The sequence below is a fragment of the Shewanella profunda genome, assembly GCF_023283765.1.
Lineage (GTDB): Bacteria > Pseudomonadota > Gammaproteobacteria > Enterobacterales > Shewanellaceae > Shewanella > Shewanella profunda.
This window is the reverse complement of record NZ_JAKILG010000048.1, coordinates 17,221-34,986: the sequence shown is the minus strand read 5'-3', so window position 1 is coordinate 34,986 and position 17,766 is coordinate 17,221. Positions and strand designations below refer to the sequence as shown.

16 protein-coding genes and 1 pseudogene are annotated in these 17,766 nt (G+C 44.7%); 6 read left to right on the top strand and 11 right to left on the bottom strand.

The window, feature by feature from the left end:
- Window positions 1-184: 184 nt before the first annotated feature.
- From L2744_RS18030 to gmtY, 3 genes are read right to left on the bottom strand one after another with little or no spacing between them, the layout of a single operon-like run.
- Entirely contained in the window at window positions 185-373 is a 189-nt protein-coding gene (locus L2744_RS18030) for an integrase repeat-containing protein (RefSeq protein WP_248993204.1), read from the bottom strand.
- Window positions 327-500, bottom strand: coding sequence for a hypothetical protein (locus tag L2744_RS18025; protein WP_248993205.1), 174 nt, complete (start codon window positions 498-500; stop codon window positions 327-329). The genes L2744_RS18030 and L2744_RS18025 overlap by 47 nt, the downstream gene beginning before the upstream one ends.
- The gene (gene gmtY / locus L2744_RS18020) at window positions 497-1,798 is read right to left on the bottom strand and encodes a gamma-mobile-trio recombinase GmtY (protein WP_248993202.1); all 1,302 of its coding nucleotides are present in this window, start codon (window positions 1,796-1,798) and stop codon (window positions 497-499) included. The genes L2744_RS18025 and gmtY overlap by 4 nt, the downstream gene beginning before the upstream one ends.
- Window positions 1,799-1,935: 137 nt before the next feature.
- Between gmtY and L2744_RS18015 the strand changes: the two are divergent.
- The 3 genes and pseudogenes from L2744_RS18015 to L2744_RS18005 all read left to right on the top strand — a co-directional run.
- A pseudogene (locus L2744_RS18015) lies at window positions 1,936-2,298 on the top strand (GreA/GreB family elongation factor); the annotation flags it as partial.
- Between the two features lie 164 nt (window positions 2,299-2,462).
- A complete protein-coding gene (locus L2744_RS18010; RefSeq protein ID WP_248993201.1) occupies window positions 2,463-4,832 on the top strand; it encodes a Tex family protein in 2,370 nt (789 codons plus the stop codon).
- A gap of 215 nt (window positions 4,833-5,047) precedes the next feature.
- The gene (locus tag L2744_RS18005) at window positions 5,048-7,012 is read left to right on the top strand and encodes an LTA synthase family protein (RefSeq protein WP_248993200.1); all 1,965 of its coding nucleotides are present in this window, start codon (window positions 5,048-5,050) and stop codon (window positions 7,010-7,012) included.
- 64 nt (window positions 7,013-7,076) lie between these two features.
- Here L2744_RS18005 and L2744_RS18000 read toward each other — a convergent pair whose 3' ends face one another.
- A complete protein-coding gene (locus tag L2744_RS18000) occupies window positions 7,077-7,637 on the bottom strand; it encodes a hypothetical protein (RefSeq protein WP_248993199.1) in 561 nt (186 codons plus the stop codon).
- A 61-nt stretch (window positions 7,638-7,698) separates the two neighbouring features.
- Window positions 7,699-8,493, bottom strand: a complete 795-nt coding sequence (bioH, locus tag L2744_RS17995; RefSeq protein WP_248993198.1) for a pimeloyl-ACP methyl ester esterase BioH — start codon at window positions 8,491-8,493, stop codon at window positions 7,699-7,701.
- Window positions 8,494-8,526: 33 nt separating this feature from the next.
- Here bioH and L2744_RS17990 point away from each other — a divergent pair, with 33 nt between their 5' ends.
- Window positions 8,527-9,318, top strand: coding sequence for a ComFC family protein (locus L2744_RS17990; protein ID WP_248993197.1), 792 nt, complete (start codon window positions 8,527-8,529; stop codon window positions 9,316-9,318).
- Window positions 9,319-9,555: 237 nt separating this feature from the next.
- The gene (gene nfuA / locus L2744_RS17985) at window positions 9,556-10,134 is read left to right on the top strand and encodes a Fe-S biogenesis protein NfuA (protein ID WP_248993196.1); all 579 of its coding nucleotides are present in this window, start codon (window positions 9,556-9,558) and stop codon (window positions 10,132-10,134) included.
- A gap of 67 nt (window positions 10,135-10,201) precedes the next feature.
- On the opposite strand, the gene L2744_RS17980 is transcribed toward nfuA, so the two are convergent.
- On the bottom strand, window positions 10,202-12,139 hold the full coding sequence (locus tag L2744_RS17980) for an alpha/beta hydrolase family protein (protein ID WP_248993195.1): 1,938 nt from the start codon (window positions 12,137-12,139) through the stop codon (window positions 10,202-10,204).
- Window positions 12,140-12,224: 85 nt separating this feature from the next.
- Window positions 12,225-13,571: an MATE family efflux transporter gene (locus L2744_RS17975; RefSeq protein WP_248993194.1), complete on the bottom strand. Its 1,347-nt coding sequence runs from the start codon at window positions 13,569-13,571 to the stop codon at window positions 12,225-12,227.
- Window positions 13,572-13,591: 20 nt separating this feature from the next.
- Between L2744_RS17975 and L2744_RS17970 the strand changes: the two genes are divergently transcribed.
- Window positions 13,592-14,638: a polysaccharide deacetylase family protein gene (locus L2744_RS17970; RefSeq protein ID WP_248993193.1), complete on the top strand. Its 1,047-nt coding sequence runs from the start codon at window positions 13,592-13,594 to the stop codon at window positions 14,636-14,638.
- Here L2744_RS17970 and L2744_RS17965 read toward each other — a convergent pair whose 3' ends face one another.
- From L2744_RS17965 to L2744_RS17950, 4 genes are read right to left on the bottom strand one after another with little or no spacing between them, the layout of a single operon-like run.
- Entirely contained in the window at window positions 14,639-15,271 is a 633-nt protein-coding gene (locus L2744_RS17965; protein WP_248993192.1) for an SCO family protein, read from the bottom strand.
- A gap of 4 nt (window positions 15,272-15,275) precedes the next feature.
- Complete coding sequence (cyoE, locus tag L2744_RS17960; RefSeq protein ID WP_248993191.1) at window positions 15,276-16,181, bottom strand: heme o synthase; 906 nt, start codon at window positions 16,179-16,181, stop codon at window positions 15,276-15,278.
- A 14-nt stretch (window positions 16,182-16,195) separates the two neighbouring features.
- Window positions 16,196-17,173 (bottom strand): COX15/CtaA family protein, encoded by a 978-nt coding sequence (locus L2744_RS17955; protein ID WP_248993190.1) that lies wholly within the window; start codon window positions 17,171-17,173, stop codon window positions 16,196-16,198.
- The gene (locus L2744_RS17950) at window positions 17,173-17,718 is read right to left on the bottom strand and encodes a redox-active disulfide-containing membrane protein (protein WP_248993189.1); all 546 of its coding nucleotides are present in this window, start codon (window positions 17,716-17,718) and stop codon (window positions 17,173-17,175) included. The genes L2744_RS17955 and L2744_RS17950 overlap by 1 nt, the downstream gene beginning before the upstream one ends.
- Window positions 17,719-17,766: the final 48 nt, after the last annotated feature.

Here is a 17,766-nt window from a genome sequence, read left to right as displayed (position 1 = left end):
ATTTGATTACATCATGGCTTGCCTTAATGAACTGTGCCAACCAGCACCGGATATAGACAGCCTGTTACCATGGAATTTTAAAAGATAGGTGTAGTTGCCCGGACGCTTACAGCTTTTCTATAATTTCATAGTGTTGAGGTTGAAATTACAACAAACAACTTTCTGTGTTTTATGGTTCCCAGGTTTATTCGACATTTCTCCCAGGGCTTCGGGGCAGACGCGGGTCTTCGTGGTAACGCTTTTGGTATTCAGGCTCTGAAGTGATGCCTAGCGTTTGAGCGACCAGCTGAGCTTCTGTGAAGGAGGGATGGAATGTTTTTTCTTCTTTACCTAAAAATGTGGGCCAGGATTGCCAGTTGGCGGAATAGGTCACATTCGGGGCGACTGGGCAGTCGCGGGTTTTCAAGGTGTCGCTGCTGGTATTCTGCCTGTGAGGCGATGCCAAGGGCTTGGGTAGCCTGTTGGGCTTCTGCTAGCGAAGCATAAAAACATTTTTTCATAGGTTCATCTCCCTGATTTTTTCTCTAATTTCATAGTCTTGAGGTTTTATATACACCAAGCAACTTTCTGGGTTTTTATGGTGCATTGCTTTTTGAATTTCTAATTGATTGAACCCCGAGGTCGCGAGCCTATAACCATACGAGTGTCTGTGAGAGTGTGGACTGGTTCCCTGATGCTTATCCGAATCTAGTCCTATACGTTCTATTGATTTTTGATACTTTTTTATAAAGTTTTTTTTGGATTCGGGTTGTCCTTTGCTGTTGGTAAAAAGATAAGGGTGATCGCCATTTACTCTGGCAGATAGATAATCTCTTAGCAGGCCAGTAAATTCGACCGCTTTAGTGTAGGGAAATATCATGACATTAAATGAAAGGTTACGAGCAGTAAGCAGTGCTCCTTTCCAGCCCGAAAAAAGTCTGTGTGAGCGTTGATATTCATTTCGGGGCTTAAGATGAAACTGTAGATTTAAATAATCGCGACGGTTAGTAAAATTAGGCAATGGACTGGCCCCGTCGCTTGGATGAAACACTGAAATGATCGTAGCGCCAGTTTTATTATCAATCGCAACATCATGAGTATAGATGTGGAAGCATTCGGATAGTCTTAGGCCACCATAGTGCATAAGCATCACGATGAGTATGCTGCCTAAATCGAATTCTCCTGCAGGTTTTGTAAATCCGTATTGTAATAATCGTTCAAAGTGCTCGTCTGGAAAGCGGGACACGGATTCAATCGAAAGCATATGAGAGTTTGGCGCTTGCACTCTACGACTCATTGCAAATTTGTTTGGCGATGGGTGATTTAAGTGGTTTAAAAAGCAGTTCGATTGACGTTTGTAGTAGGCACACCATCGGATTCTTTCTTCTGCCTTAGTTGACCGCCTCAGGGGATTTAAGTTGGGTAATTCGTGCCCATAAATTCCATCAATGTAATCGCAATACAAGTTGATATGACTTAGCAGAGTATTCACATCAGCAACTCTTCGAGGGAACCAGTAAAGGTTTAATTCATCAATTTGTTCATTGTCTAAAGTTCCAAAGTTTAGGGCATCAACGAAAGATTGGAGCAACTCAGTTGCAGACATGTCTGAATGTTGATGTGCATCTATGAACTTCAAAAGTAGCTGAATTGCAAACGTATTCCGTTCAATCCAAGATTGGGATTTATTTCGTTTTGAGAAGAGAAATCTTAAATGAGAAATGAGTAAGCCATTTTCAGTGAAAAGGGCAGGAAGTTTTATTGCTGTAGTTGCATGAGAAGCTGTAAATGCAACATTGAGCTTTCGAACTGAAGGCATTTTTATACCAACAAATTAATAGTATAAAGTATATAGTTGGGGATTCTTATTTTGTCAAAGTGCTAAAAATTATTAAAAAAAATGATCTCATTGAGAAGATAACGATGTATTTAGTATGATGTTGTTAGGGGAACTAATACACTTATAACAAACGCCTTTTGCGTCAAATAGATAGCCGTGTTCGCTATTTGGTTAAGCGTCTTGAAGAGTTAAAAATCGTCGACTATTCACCGCAGCAGGAAGGTAAAATTTACTTCGGTGCTTGGTTCGAGCTTGAGAATGAAGAAGGTGAACGGGTGCGTTACCGCATTGTCGGCAAAGATGAACTCGACACTAAACTCGGTTATATCACTATCGACTCGCCTATGGCGCGCGCCTTAATTGGCAAGCAAGTGGACGATGAAGTCGTTGTACAAACGCCATCGGGTCCAAAAGAGTGGTATATCAACCAAATCCGGTATACCCCTTTTGAAACTTCCTCAATTGCTAAGCCAGATTAGCAAAAGGTTGCAATACCGGTATATCGTACCTGCGGTTTTACGTCGGTATGGCAACATCTGTGATTTGCCCTAGGTTTTAATCTAGGCATTAGCATGAAATTGATCCTGCGCCTGTGGTATCTTGGGCGCAATTACGACTCACCGTTAAACACGATATTTTATTTATGCAAACGACTGCCCAAACCATTGCTCATAACATCGCTCAAATCATTGCTCAAGAACTGAATGTTCGTGAGCAGCAAGTTACCGCGACCATAGCATTGCTCGACGATGGGGCTACGGTTCCCTTTGTGGCGCGCTACCGTAAAGAAGCCACTGGCGGCTTAGACGATACCCAATTACGTACTCTACATAGCCGTTTAGCCTATCTGCGAGAGTTGAACGATAGACGCCAAGTGATTTTATCTAGTATTCAGGCTCAAGGTAAATTAACCGCAGAGTTGCAATTTGCTATCGACAGTGCCGACAGTAAAACTCGCCTCGAAGATCTCTATTTACCCTTCAAACCTAAGCGCCGTACTAAAGGGCAAATCGCCATTGAAGCGGGTCTTGAACCATTAGCCGATGCACTGCTTGCGGATCGCAATGCCGATACCGAAGCGCTGGCTGCGGATTATATCAATGAAAATGCTGGTTTTGCCGATACTAAAGCCGTGCTCGAAGGTGCCCGTTATATTTTGATGGAACGCTATGCCGAAGATGCGGAACTATTGCGCAAAGTGCGTGAGCATTTAAGCCAAAACAGCGTATTAGAAAGCCGTGTGATCGCGGGTAAAGAAAAAGATGGCGCTAAATTCCGTGACTATTTCGAGCACAATGAGTTGTTATCCAAAGTGCCATCCCACCGAGCTTTGGCTATGCTGCGCGGTCGCAATGAAGGCTTTTTATCTTTATCAATGAATACCGATCCTGCTGCGCAAGCAGGTCAGGGCAGTTACTGTGAAGTGATTATTACTGACCATTTAGGCCTAAAACTGGGCGATAGCAGTGTTGACCAATGGCTAAAAACCGTAGTGACGGCAACATGGCGCATCAAGATAGCCCTGCAAATGGAAACCGAGTTTATTTCGCAAATGCGTGAACGTGCCGAAGCCGAAGCCATTAAAGTGTTCGCCCGTAACTTAGGCGATTTACTGATGGCGGCTCCCGCAGGCGCAAAAGCCACCATGGGACTCGACCCTGGTTTACGTACTGGCGTTAAAGTGGCCGTGGTTGATAACACGGGTAAACTCCTCTGCCATGCGACAATTTTCCCCCATGCGCCGCAAAATTTATGGGAAAAATCGATTCGCACCTTGGCTAACCTAGTTAACATGCACAAGGTTGAATTGATTGCGATTGGTAACGGTACGGCTTCCCGCGAAACCGACAAACTTGCCGCTGAATTAATTGCCAGCGTTAAGGACACCCATCCACATTTAACTAAGGTGATGGTGAGTGAAGCGGGCGCTTCGGTTTATTCTGCTTCGGAATTAGCGGCGCTAGAATTTCCGGAACTCGATGTATCCATTCGTGGTGCGGTTTCTATCGCCCGTCGTTTACAAGATCCTCTGGCTGAGTTAGTGAAAATTGAGCCTAAGTCAATCGGGGTTGGTCAATATCAGCACGATGTCAGCCAAAGCCAATTATCTAGCTCGCTTGAAGTCGTGGTTGAAGATTGTGTAAACGGCGTGGGTGTAGATTTGAATATGGCATCTGTGCCGTTACTGTCGCAGGTGGCGGGTTTAAATAAGACGTTAGCCAAAAATGTGGTCGATTACCGCGATGCTAATGGTCAGTTTAAAAACCGTAAAGAGCTGCTTAAAGTTCCGCGTTTAGGGCCTAAGGCCTATGAGCAAGCGGCGGGTTTTTTACGTATTCGCGAGGGTGACAATCCACTCGATATGTCTGCAGTGCATCCTGAAGCCTATTCGCTGGTGGAAACTATAGCGAAAACGAAACAGGTGGATTTGGCTAGTCTTATTGGCAACTCAGATCTATTACGAACGATTAATGCACAGGAGTTCATCACGCCGGAATTTGGTCTACCCACAGTGACCGATATTTTAGCCGAGCTGGATAAACCGGGGCGCGATCCCCGCGGTGAGTTTAAAACCGCTAAGTTTAAAGATGGGATTGAAGAACTTAAGCATCTCAAACCCGAAATGATCCTCGAAGGTGTAGTGACGAACGTGACTAACTTTGGTGCCTTTGTCGATATCGGTGTGCATCAAGACGGTTTAGTACACATTTCCTCATTGACCGATAAATTTATCAGCGATCCCCACACAGTAGTGAAAGCGGGTGATGTGGTAAAGGTCAAAGTGATGGAGGTGGACGTTGAGCGCCGCCGTATTGGTTTGAGCATGCGCTTGGACGAAGCGATTGATCAAAGTAAGGCTCAGGTTAAGCATTCATCGCAAACTAAAGCTAATCACAAACCGGCTCTGTCTGGTAAACCCGCACGCCCAGCCCAAAAGCCAACACCGAAAGCGCCCGCTAATGCTGCTATGGGTAACGCCTTTGCCGATGCTTTCGCTAAACTGAAAAAGTAAACCTCACTCGTTCTGACTCGGACATGCCTGTGTCCGAGTCGACACTTTTTACCTATCATTTACAAAGTTATTGCATAAATGTCGCTTTAGATAATATAAAGTCAGCATTTAATGCAACCTTAAGAAAAGTTGGTTGTCATAGAAGTACTTTTTTATTCATTTTCTCAAATTGACACTCCAAAGCTGAGTGAACGTTGATTGTTTTGGAGTAATACATGTTGTCAGGTTCATCTGCTCGCGGACGCCACCACGCCCACGGGCCTTTTCGCGCCATCCTTATTTTCTGCTTATTAGTACTACTGATTGCGACCATAAGCCGTATAGGCTTTGGGTTTTGGCAGGCCGATCGTGTGGCTGCAGTGAATGGTTGGCCACACCTTTTATTACAAGGATTGCGTGTCGATATCGCCACTTTGTGTTGGTTGTGGGGTATAGCTGCACTTGGTACGGCTTTATTTTCTGGTGATCACTTTATTGGTCGTCTGTGGCAGCCGATTTTACGGGTGTGGTTGACCTTAGGCCTATGGGTCATTTTATTTTTAGAAGTATCAACCCCAGCTTTTATCGAAGAATATGGTATTCGTCCCAACCGCTTGTATGTGGAATATTTAATCTACCCCAAAGAAGTGATTTCTATGTTGTGGGCGGGTCGAAAACTTGAACTGATTTTCTCCGTGATCCTGACCATTGCGACCCTTTGGGGTGGATGGGTGTTAAGTGGCAAGCTAACGAGCAATTTACGTTTCCCTCGCTGGTATTGGCGCCCAGTGCTTGCGGTGCTCGTGGTGGTAGTAACATTTATGGGGGCTCGTTCAACCTTAGGTCATCGACCACTGAATCCTGCCATGGTCGCTTTTGCTGACGATCCATTAGTTAACTCACTTGTGACTAATTCATCCTATTCGTTAGTTTTTGCCATCAAGCAAATGGGAGACGAAGAGGATGCATCAAAGGTTTATGGCGAGTTAGATAACGCTGAGATTATTGCCACCATAAGGCAGCAAAGTGGTCGTCTAGAAAGTGCGTTTACGTCAACAGATATACCTTCGCTCAGCTTTAACCAAGCCAGTTATGTGGGTAAGCCAAAGAACTTGGTTATCCTATTGCAAGAAAGTTTAGGTGCACGTTTTGTGGGTAGTTTAGGTGGTTTACCACTGACACCCAATATCGATTCCTTATCTCAGGAGGGTTGGTATTTTGATAATTTATATGCCACTGGTACTCGTTCTGTGCGTGGAATCGAAGCTGTAACAACGGGTTTTACGCCGACACCCGCGCGGTCTGTGGTTAAGCTAGGTAAGAGTCAAACAGGCTTTTTTTCTATTGCTGAACTGCTTAAAAATCATGGTTATACAACGCAGTTTATCTATGGCGGTGAGAGCCATTTCGATAATATGCGCAGCTTTTTCTTAGGTAATGGTTTTAGCGACATCATAGATCAAAAAGATTATCAGTCGCCTGCTTTTGTGGGGTCTTGGGGAGTTTCAGATGAAGATCTTATGCGTAAGGCGAACAGCGAGTTTGAACGTCTACACAGTGAAGGTAAGCCATTCTTTAGTTTAGTCTTTAGTTCAACTAATCATGATCCATTCGAGTTTCCTGATGATCGTATCGATCTCTATGAGCAACCGAAGCAAACTCGCAACAATGCGGCCAAATATGCCGACTATGCCATTGGTGAGTTTTTCAAACTCGCAAAGAATGCTGACTACTGGAAGGATACTATTTTTATCGTTGTTGCCGACCATGACAGCCGAGTCGGAGGTGCTGATCTAGTGCCTGTCTCGCGTTTTCGTATACCAGGGTTAATCCTAGGGGACAATGTTGCACCGAAACGTGATCATCGAATAGTGAGTCAAATTGATTTGCCACCAACACTGCTGTCTTTGATTGGTATTTCAGATTCATACCCTATGCTTGGCCGTGATTTAACCAAAGTGAGCGATGACTGGCCCGGGCGTGCTTTGATGCAATACGACAAAAACTTTGCGCTGATGGAAGGCAAAGATGTAGTGATTTTACAACCAGAAAAACCAGCTCAAGGTTTTCAATATAATGAGAAAACCGAGCAATTAACTCACTATGCCCCTGCGGCTAAAATGCTTGAGAAAAAAGCTTTAAGCTGGGCATTGTGGGGCAGTTTAGCCTATCAGCAAGAGTTGTATCGGTTGCCGAAGTAAGGTTTATCTTAATTGAAAAATGCCGCTATTTAGCGGCATTTTTGTTTGGTGAAAATGGGAGAAACTAAATCCAAGTCGACATGGCAGACTCGGGCTCTGGCTGGGTCTGTTGCTCATAGAATTGGCTAATGCTTTGCCTAACTTGTTGATAGAACTGAATGGATTCAGCTTGAGTGGACTGGAGAGCAACGCTAGTCACATTGTTTTTAGGGCTACTATTTGCATGATTGGTTATATCAGCTTGACCCACCTTTAAGCGTATATCCTTACGCTGCAATGCAGCTTGACCTCGAGTCGCAATCTTTAACATTTTTGATTGCACACGCTCAGCCACTACAACAGGGGCTTTTTTCTCCTGTTGCTGCTGGTTTTGCTGTTGGGAAGATTGCTGTTGCTGCTGTTTTTCTTGAACTTGTTGCTGATTATGTTCAAGTAATCGCGCCTGTTGTTGGGCTTGATCCGCTGTACGTTCATTCTGTGGATTAAAGGCTCTTTCTTCGTGTCCTTTAGTTGTTGCTTGGGGAGGAATGACCACAGGTTTAAGTTGGTTGTCGACCCGAGCTAAGTCCGTCGCGACATTACTGGTCGCTAGCGGAACTTGTGGGTAGTTACTGACAACTAACATGGAAAATTCCTTGAAGCACTAATGGTTAAATACTAGCCACTAATTGCTTAAAGATAAAGCATTAGCGAGTGTGTATTGCTAACCAAGGCAAAAATACTTGTAAAAAATCGTCGCGATGGGAAAAGAAGGGGGCGTGTGAAGCTTTGGCTAACATCACGTCTTCAACTTGGTCACCTATTGGCATTTTTGGCTGTACGCGCTTTGGCACTAAACCATCGAGTCGTCCCCACACCCTAAGCCAAGGCTGTTGTAGCTCTCGTATTTGGGTTCTTAGGTCTAGATCTTTAAGCATACTAAGACCTTGGGTTAGCGCTTTGGTATCTGGCAAGGGGCGGGAAAGAACAAGATCCCGCAGTTGTTTAATGTCCTCTTTAGCGGTTTCACTACCCATGGCCTGAATGGCGAGAAAACGCTCTATGGTACGGGGTAGATTTTGCCCAAGTTGTTCACTAAATTGACTTAGCACTTGGGGGGGAATACCTGGCCAAGCTTCATCCTCCCTTGCCATAAAACAGGGGGACGATGCGATAGTGATAAGCCCTTTAACATATGAGGGATAGTTTAATGCAGCTTGAGTGGCCACTAATCCCCCTAATGACCAACCCGCCCAAATAGCATTTGCTGGCAGGGATTGTACTAATATATCAACCCAAGCTGTTAGATCGCCTTCAACAGGCTGACTTAAGCCAAAGCCAGGCAAATCGACATAGTGCACCCTATACTGAGAAAGTGACTCATGTAAGGGAGTAAACACTGCACTGTTAACACCCCAACCATGGAGCAGCACCAGATCTGGCCCTTGCCCTTTGGTTTCGATATGCAAATGTGCTTGAGTGGCGCTTGTCACTTGATTCACTTGAATGCCTCTAAAATCAATTGGAATGAATTTATGCCGCGCGATATCAAAAGGATTTGGTCGCAGGAGACCTATCGGCTTCTACGTTTAGTGTATCGCTTGAGTACAAGGTGGTTGGCGAGCAGTTTACCTAACCGCTGTCTGCTGTGCCACCAATCCATTCAAGCTCCTGACACTGGTATTTGCTTGGTTTGCCTGCAGACGGGTTTGTACCATACCCCGATTTGTCTCGGGTGCGGTAAGTCTATGCAGCTTGAGATGAATTATTGCGGCGAATGCCAAAAGCATTCACCCCGCAAAGTCATTGCACCCTGCAGTTATCATCAAGGTTTAGGAACTTGGATTGGTGCTATTAAGTACCAAGGTCAACTTGCTGCATTGCCCGTGCTCTGTCGTGCTTTGGTTGCGCGAATTAACCACCTTGAACAGCAAGGCCTATTAACGCTTCCCCAAGCGATAGTACCAGTACCATTGCACCCTAAACGATTGCAACAAAGAGGGTTCAATCAGGCTTGGCTTATTGCCCATGAGTTGTCTCAACTCTTAACGCTTCCATTAATAGGTGAAGGGTTAACGCGTCAACAAAATACTCGACCACAGGCTGGGTTATCTGGGGCTCAGCGCAGGCGAAATTTACAAGATGCTTTTATTTTAGATGATGATTTTGCCTATCAGCGTATTGCACTGGTAGATGACGTGGTGACAACGGGAACGACAGTTTCTGAAATCGCGCGTTTATTTGAAGCACGTTATATCCATGTGCAGGTTTGGTGCTTAGCCAGAGCTGAAGCACCAGGATTATTGGATGATTTAGATAATGGATAAGCTCATTAGTTTCAATGTGGTATAGTTATTTTTAACAGCATTAAATGCGTGATTTGATTTTTTATTAACTGAGCGTTAATCATTTTAGTCATCAAAATGACTCACTTAAATCGTGATCACTTTTGCAAAAATCCACAAACTTGGTATTCAAGGGACTACAAAGCGGCAGTGAGTCGGAGTATCATACGGCTAATTCTTACTAAAACACTCAGGTATCCCCTGACGGAGCAGGTTTTCATGATTACTATTTCCGATGCGGCCCAAGCCCATTTTGTTAAGTTGTTAGCAGATCAACCTGAAGGCACTCATATTCGTGTATTTGTGATAAGTCCTGGTACCGCCCAAGCAGAGTGTGGTGTGTCCTATTGTCCACCTGATGCGGTTGAAAGTGATGATATTGAACTTGAGTTCAATGGCTTTAACGTTATGGTTGATGAAAAGAGCGCGCCTTTCCTTGAAGAAGCAACAATCGATTTTGTGACTGATCAATTAGGTTCACAACTGACACTTAAAGCCCCTAATGCCAAAATGCGTAAAGTATCAGGCGATGCACCTCTGGTTGAACGTATCGAGTATGTGATCCAGTCTGAAGTCAACCCTCAGTTAGCGAGCCACGGCGGCAATATCATGTTAGTTGAGATCACTAAAGAGGGCGTTGCTGTGCTGCAATTTGGCGGTGGCTGTAACGGTTGTTCTCAAGTGGATATCACCTTAAAAGATGGTATCGAAAAACAATTGTTAGACCTGTTCCCTGGCGAATTGACTGGTGTGCGTGACGTTACTGATCACCAACACGGTGAGCATTCCTACGCTTAACCTTGTTTGTTGAATTTAAATAAAAAAACGCGACATAAGGTCGCGTTTTTTATCGTTGGCGCTCAAACTATAGTGGCGTTTTCAGGTTATCAGCCAAAAATCTATCGAGTGCTTTAAATGTGGTTAATCTATGGTCGTTATTGCTGAGATGATGATCGCCATTTTCTAACTCGATATATTCCACGGGCTTCTTGAGTGACTTCAGTTCATCGTACATTTCGCGGCTGTGTTGTACCCTAACGACTCTGTCTTTATCGCCATGCAGTAGAAGAACTGGAACGGTAATTTTGCTTGCTTTACTAATGGGAGAACGGTCATAAAGTGCATCAAAATCTGAGCCGACTTGTTCTTTAACCACTTCATAGTTGGTAGATCTACGGCTCGATTTCACGAGATAGGCTACATCGGTAACGCCGGCAACGCTAACCGCGCAGCGATATAGATCCGGCGCCATGGCCGCGCCCATTAATGCGGCGTATCCGCCATAACTGGCACCGACGATACAAATGCGCTTAGGATCGCTAATACCCTGGTCTATCAAGTAGCGAGTTCCATCTTCTACGTCATTTTGCATTTCTAGTCCCCAGTTTTTCAGGCCGGCTTTCATAAACTCATAACCGTAACCAGCAGATCCCCTAAAGTTCATTCTAAAGACCGCATAACCGCGGTTAGCGAAAAATTGTGCCCAGTAATCAAAGTCATTACTGTCATAACTGATGGGGCCACCGTGGGGGAAAATAATAGTCGGAAGCTGTTTGGCTTCAAGCCCATTAGGGACGGTGAGATAGGCATCAATTTTTAATTTATCCCTTGCTTCGTAAGATAAATATTGGGTTTGGGCAAGCAAGTCACTCGTGAGTTGGCCATATCTATTTGCAACGGGATAGAGAGCTTTGGCATCTCTATCACCAAAATAATAGGTACCAGGCTCGGTTGAACTGGTGGAATACACTATATAGCGACGCTCATTGGCGCTGAACTGCGTAATGTAGTTGTGTGCATCGGGCAAAACGGCTTTTAGGCCATTTTGTAGACCCGCGTACTCCTTATCCCAAAAAGTATATTCTTCGCCGTCACCTTCACTGATACCAATTACTTTTTGTTTTAATTGTGAATAGAGTAATTCGCCTTCAACATCAGTATCTTCATTGGCATACACTAATTCTTTTGTGAGTTTAGGATCGGTAAGATTGACCTTGAAAATGGCTTCAAATCCTTTGTGATAGGCGCGTACAAAGAGGATGTTAGGATCGGCGTCGAAACCCAGTGGCCATACTATGTCTTCGGAGAAAGCTTTAAAAGTCCAGAGCAAGCGCGCCTCACTCTTTTGCTCTGGCTGTTCGTAAATGCGGAACTCAGTATCATCGTTATAGATAGAAATACGGACTTTGTGTTGTCTATCGGTGATCCAACTGATGATATTTTTTTTAGCATTTTGAATATAAGAGGATCTTCCCTGCGCCAGATTGACTTTAAGCACACTATCTTGACCGACTTTTTCACCCATACCGTCCAATGACAACAAAATAGTATCTGGGTCATCTGGCATAAGATCGATGATTTGCCCTTGATGTTGTGGTATCCAATTGAGGCGTTCTAAGACGCTCGGCGCTAATACGCTTGAGGTCTTTTTAGTCGTTAAATCATATTTAACAAGGCGGGTTTCTGTGGTCGGTGTTCCGTAGCGGTTTGCAGGAAATTTAGCTTTGATAAGCAAGGTGTTATCGTTTGCCCATTGCAACGATAAAATGACGAACTTTTGATTATCTGTATGTAGTGGATAGGTTTTCTCGCCGGTATCTATATCTAAGATACTGACAACCGTGCCTTTAAGTTTGGTTTGCTCGACACGCACCACCGAAGCTAGTTTTTTGCCATCGGGGGAGAGCTGTACATAGCTGACATCGGGGATACTCGCAAAGGCTTCGACGGGTAATTGCGGTACTGTATTGGCGACTGTGTGGAGGGGTAGGCACAGTAGTAAAAAAGCTAAAATCCTTTTCATTGGTACGTCACATGTTAGTTACATTTGTAATTTTTGCATCATAATAAGTTTATCGGTAGTAAGCCACTGTCTTTACAGATTTATTTTATGTAAAAACCTTGCTGAAACGATAGTGGCCTATCAGGCTGAGGCTTCTCGTTAACATGAATGCGCTCATGGCGGCCCAAAGTGCGTGATTACCTAAATCCTGCAACAACAGCCAAGTTGGGAAAAAAGCACCAAAGGTCGCGAATATCATGCTATTACGCATGACTTTACCTTTAGCCGCACCTATGTAGACACCATCGAAAAGATAAGAGCTAAATGACCACAAAGGTAACAAGATTAACCAGATAAGATAGGTCTGCGCCGTGGTTTTTACCTCATCAATACTGGTCATTAGGGCGATAATATTGTTGCCCCAGAGACTAAACGCAACGCAGAACCCTAACGCGGCAATGGCCGACCAGCACCATGCAAGGATCACGGTATCTCTTAATAGTTGGGTATTTTTTTGCCCATAGGCTCGGCCGACCTCAGCCTCGGCATAGTAGGCAATGCCATCTAAGGCGTAGGAAATTAATAGTAGTAAATTCAATAACACAGCATTGGCGGCCACAGTATTGTCACCAAGGCCTGCACCATGAAATGTCATAAACGCGAAGGCGGCTTGAAGACATAAGCTACGGATAAAAATATCTGTGTTGAGCCCAAGTAATTTGCCATACCCCGTCAGCGTTACATGGGGTAATAGCTGAGATAAATGAAAGTATGGGGCGCGCTTGAGTTGTTGTAGCACCATAGTGAGCGCGACCGAGAAGGCCGTCAGATCCGCAAATATCGAGGCGAGGGCGGCACCTTTTACTCCCCACCCTAAGCCAAGCACAAACACTAAGTCGAGAATAATATTGGCTAAGTTTGCGAGTATGAGTTGCCACATGGCGGCTTTAGGTTGCTGACGTCCCAACAGCCAACCAAGCATGACTAAATTGAGTAGAGCGAAGGGCGTAGACCAAATCCTAACCTGAAAATACTCGCGGCAATAATGCTCAACCTCGCTACTCGCTTCGGACAAGCCTAGCGCTAAATTCAGTATTGGGACTTGCAAAGCAATAACACTTATCCCCAGCAATGTGGCTAAGATGGTACCCTGAACTAAGAGTTTATGTTGAGCGTGAATATCATTTGCGCCATAGGCCTGGGCGACCAGACCTGTAGTCGCCATTCGCAGAAATCCCAATAACCAAATGATTAAGGTGATAATCGTTGACCCAAGTGCAACACCCCCTAAATAATAGGCGTCACTTAGATGGCCTATAACAGCCGTATCCACTAATCCTAAGAGTGGAATAGTGATGTTTGAGAGGATCATCGGCAGGGCAAGCGCGAACAGTTGGCGATTTTTGTTGCCATTGAGCAGTAACGCAAGCCAAGATAATTTAGTTACATTCATTAATTTTTGAGGTGTTCGCTATGGTTAAATCTGTGCTATTGGCCCTATTAGGACTGATGACGTTTTCGACCCAGGCCGTAGTGATTTTGCAATATCACCATGTGTCAGAAACCACTCCTGCGGCAACCAGCGTTACGCCTGCGCAATTTCGTGAGCAAATGCAGTTTTTGGCCGATGATGGCTTTAAGGTGATCCCGCTTAATCAAGTAGTTGAAGCGATAAAGCAAAAACAAGATTTACCTGCTAAAACCGTTGCTATCACCTTTGACGATGGCTATCGCAGCATAGCCACTACGGCGCATCCTATCCTAAAGGAATTTGGATTCCCCTACACCTTGTTTGTGGCAATTGAGCCGATTAAACAAAAGTTTACCGAGATGATGACCTGGGATGAGCTTGTCATGTTATCAAAGGAAGGCGCTGATATTGCCAACCACAGTTGGGCGCATGAGCACTTGATCCGCAGATTAGACAATGAATCACAGGCACAGTGGTTAGCGAGGGTAACGGCTAATATCCTCGATACTGAAAAAGCTATCGTGGATGCGACGGGTCATAATTTTAAAATGCTCGCCTATCCCTACGGTGAATATAATCAAGCGCTGCAGGATATGTTAACGCAGAACGGCTTTGTCGCCTTTGGTCAGCAATCTGGCGCTGCGGGCCCTTATTCACCATTGACTGCGTTACCGCGTTTTCCTGTGGCAGGGCAATATGCGGATTTAAAGAGCCTAAAGGCCAAGCTTTATAGCCTCAATATGCCAGTACTTTCCCAAAACCTGAGCGACCCAGAGTTAAAAAACGGCCAATGGCGACCAGAGCTTAGGATCACGCTTGATATGAGTGATATTTCTGCCAAACAAGTCATGTGCTACATCCAAGGGCAAGGAGCAAAACCACCAACTTGGCTTAGCGAAACTGAATTTAGCGTACAGGCCGATTCAGCATTGCCTGCGGGACGCTCCCGTTATAACTGCACTGCACCCAGTAAAACCCGCAATGGTTATTATTGGTTTTCTCAGCCTTGGGTAAGACCTAGGGATGATGGCTCTTGGATTAAAGAGTAATCATTGACTTGGCTTGTATTGCGTGACTATTTTGCCAAAATCGCTAATGAGTTCGTTATTTAATATTTGCGGCGGCTGCCCTAATGTCGCCGTAGGTTTGAATACGGCTACTCGTGTTCCTTGAGGAGATACCAATACATAGCCAGCGCTATGGTCAACTTGATAATTATCCCCTTCACCCACCATGGCATAGGCTAGGCCTAGACTACGGGTGAGTGGAAATATCTGCGTATGCTCACCCGTCACCGCTTTAAATTCTGTATTAAAAAAGTTTACATAGGTCAGTAATTTTTCCGGCGTATCCCGATTAGGGTCAACGGATAAAAACACCACTTGAATTGGCGCGATTTTATTGAGTTCAGGGTATGCCGCGGCAAGTTTATTTAAGGTAGTCGGACAAATATCGGGACAAAAGGTAAATCCGATAAAAAATAGATTCCATTTTCCTTGCAGATCCGCATTAGTAAATGCCTTATTGTGCTGATCGACTAGTTCAAAGGGCGCTATCTCAAAGGCTTGCGGAAATATAAATCCGTTATCAAGTTCGATAGGCTTGGGGGGATTAAATTGCACCGTGAATAAACCACCGAGGCCAATCAATAAAATGGCGATGATTAAAATGCTTTTCTGCATAGCGTTAGCCCCACACATAATGGTCGAGCAGTAATGCCATAAATAACAACATTAAATGGTAAATAGAGAAGCGAAATACTTGCATCGCCAAGCCATCGTGATCCCGATATTTAAGTTGCCAAGCCTTATAGATAAATCCCGTACTGAGTAAGCTAGAGCAGACAAAATACACTGGCCCACACATGCCAACTAACACGGGTAATAGGCAGGCGATGGCAAGTAAAACCGTATAAAGCAAGATACAGGTTTTAGTAAATTCGACCCCGTGGGTGACAGGGAGCATTGGGATATCTACTTTGGCATATTCAGCGCGTCGGTGAATGGCTAATGCCCAAAAGTGAGGGGGAGTCCAGGTAAAAATAATGATCACTAACAGTAATGCATGCCCATGGAATTGGTTGGTGACAGCCGTCCATCCCAGCAATGGTGGCATCGCCCCCGCAAGGCCACCAATGACAATATTTTGCGAGGTTGCCCGCTTTAAATAAGCTGTGTAAACCAGTGCATAGCCGATGAGGCTAGCGAAGGTTAACCACGCAGTGAGCGGATTAACTAAAGTATATAAAACCACAAAACCTAAACCCCCAATGCTGGCGGCAAAAATTAAGGCTCGCTTGGCTGAAACTCGTCCCTTGGGCAATGGGCGATTATAGGTGCGAGCCATCATGCCATCGATGCGTCGATCAATTAGATGATTTAAGGCAGCAGCTGAGCCTGCCATTAAGGCAATACCGAGCATACCTGCGAGTAATGGCTGTAGGGGGACGGCATTGGGTACCGCTAAACACATGCCGACTAATACCGTAAGCAACATTAAGGCGACGACTTTGGGTTTGGTCATTTCAAAATAGGCGCGCCATGCCAAGCTAAAATGGGACTGGCCGCTAGTGATTGTGAGTGGTTTTGCCATCTTGGATCCCTCGCTTATGCTTTGCGCCATAAAAAGTAGTTAATCGTCACTAAGGTTAGTAGCAGTAGTGCCGCACCACCATTGTGAGAAACCGCAATACCGAGTGGTAAATGCATGACGATATTAGAAATGCCTAGTGTGACTTGCAGTATCACTAGGGCCACCAATAAGAGGCTTAAGGTTTTTAATGCTCTAGTGCTAACAAATAATTTATATGCCAGAAGTAACAGTACTCCTGTCGTAATGATGGCACCGAATCTGTGTGCTATGTGGATGGTCATCCGTGCTGGGTAATCTAATACTCCAAACTCAAAACTAGGGTGCTGGCCTTGGAAAGGGGAGAATGCATCGGCAATGGCGAGATTATCTATCCAATTACCTTCGCAAATGGGCAAGGTGGTACAGGCGAGTGCCGCGTAGTTTGAGGATGTCCAAGCGCCTAGCATGATTTGGCCGATAAGGATGACTAAGCTTACAAGCGCTAAAATCGCAAGGTTTTGTGTCTGCAAACCACCAATATTGACCTGTTTTTGCCGGATACGTAAATAAAGAATTAGCAGCAGTGAAATCAGACTAAAGCCACCAATCAGGTGTGACATTACCACTATGGGCATAAGCTTCATTGTAACTGTCCACATACCCAAAACTGCTTGGAAAATAAGCAGTAATAATATAAGGGTGGGCAGTTTCTTCGGTGCTGTTGGTGTTTTTAGACATATGATAAAAATGAACAGTATGAGCAGGCCAAGACCAGCGGCAATGTATCTGTGGATCATTTCCAACCATGCTTTTTCAGTTTGAATATCATGGTCTGGAAAAATAGTTTGAGCACGGGCGATTTCATGGTCTTGGGTGGGCACTTTTATTTGACCGTAGCAGCCCGGCCAGTCAGGGCAACCTAAGCCGGCATCCGATAGCCGAGTGTAAGCACCCATTAAAATGACCATTAAGGTGAAGACTAAGGTTAAGCGTAGGATCCAAGTCAGTTGCATCAATCTACCCTCGACAGTTTTAATAACTTACGCAGATCCGCAATCAGTGCTTTACCTTGGGCTAAATGTGCTTCTTTACCTTGTACTTGGGGATAACGCAGCACTAAGCTGCCGAGGGGATCTACTATGATCAGCTGCTGTGCATTTAACCAATCGTTTAAGCTGTTATTGGTTGGACTAGTGTTAAAGTTAAATGCCTTTAAGGCACTAAGATCACTATCTGGACTGACAAGAATAAGTGGCTCTACCCTTGCTTGATCTGGTCCTAGTGCGGTATGACTTTGGCGTAAAATATACAAGCGTTCCCGGCAATTATCATCGCAATGGGAGGGCAATAAATAGAGTAGTTGCCATTCTTTGGGTTTAGGATTGGTAACCCCAAGACTGGTATAGCTGGTTGCGGGATTGATCAGTTCACCAAAGTTGGTTGCACCGCCGTGGTATAAATTAAGGCTCAATACTAGCTTGGCAATCACTACAGGTGCGATAAACGCCACTAGCAATAATCCCAACGCTTTATGTGTCGATTTGGGCTGGGAGTTCATGCTTGCTCCTCTCATTTAAATTATCCCTAATATATTGTTTTGATATTT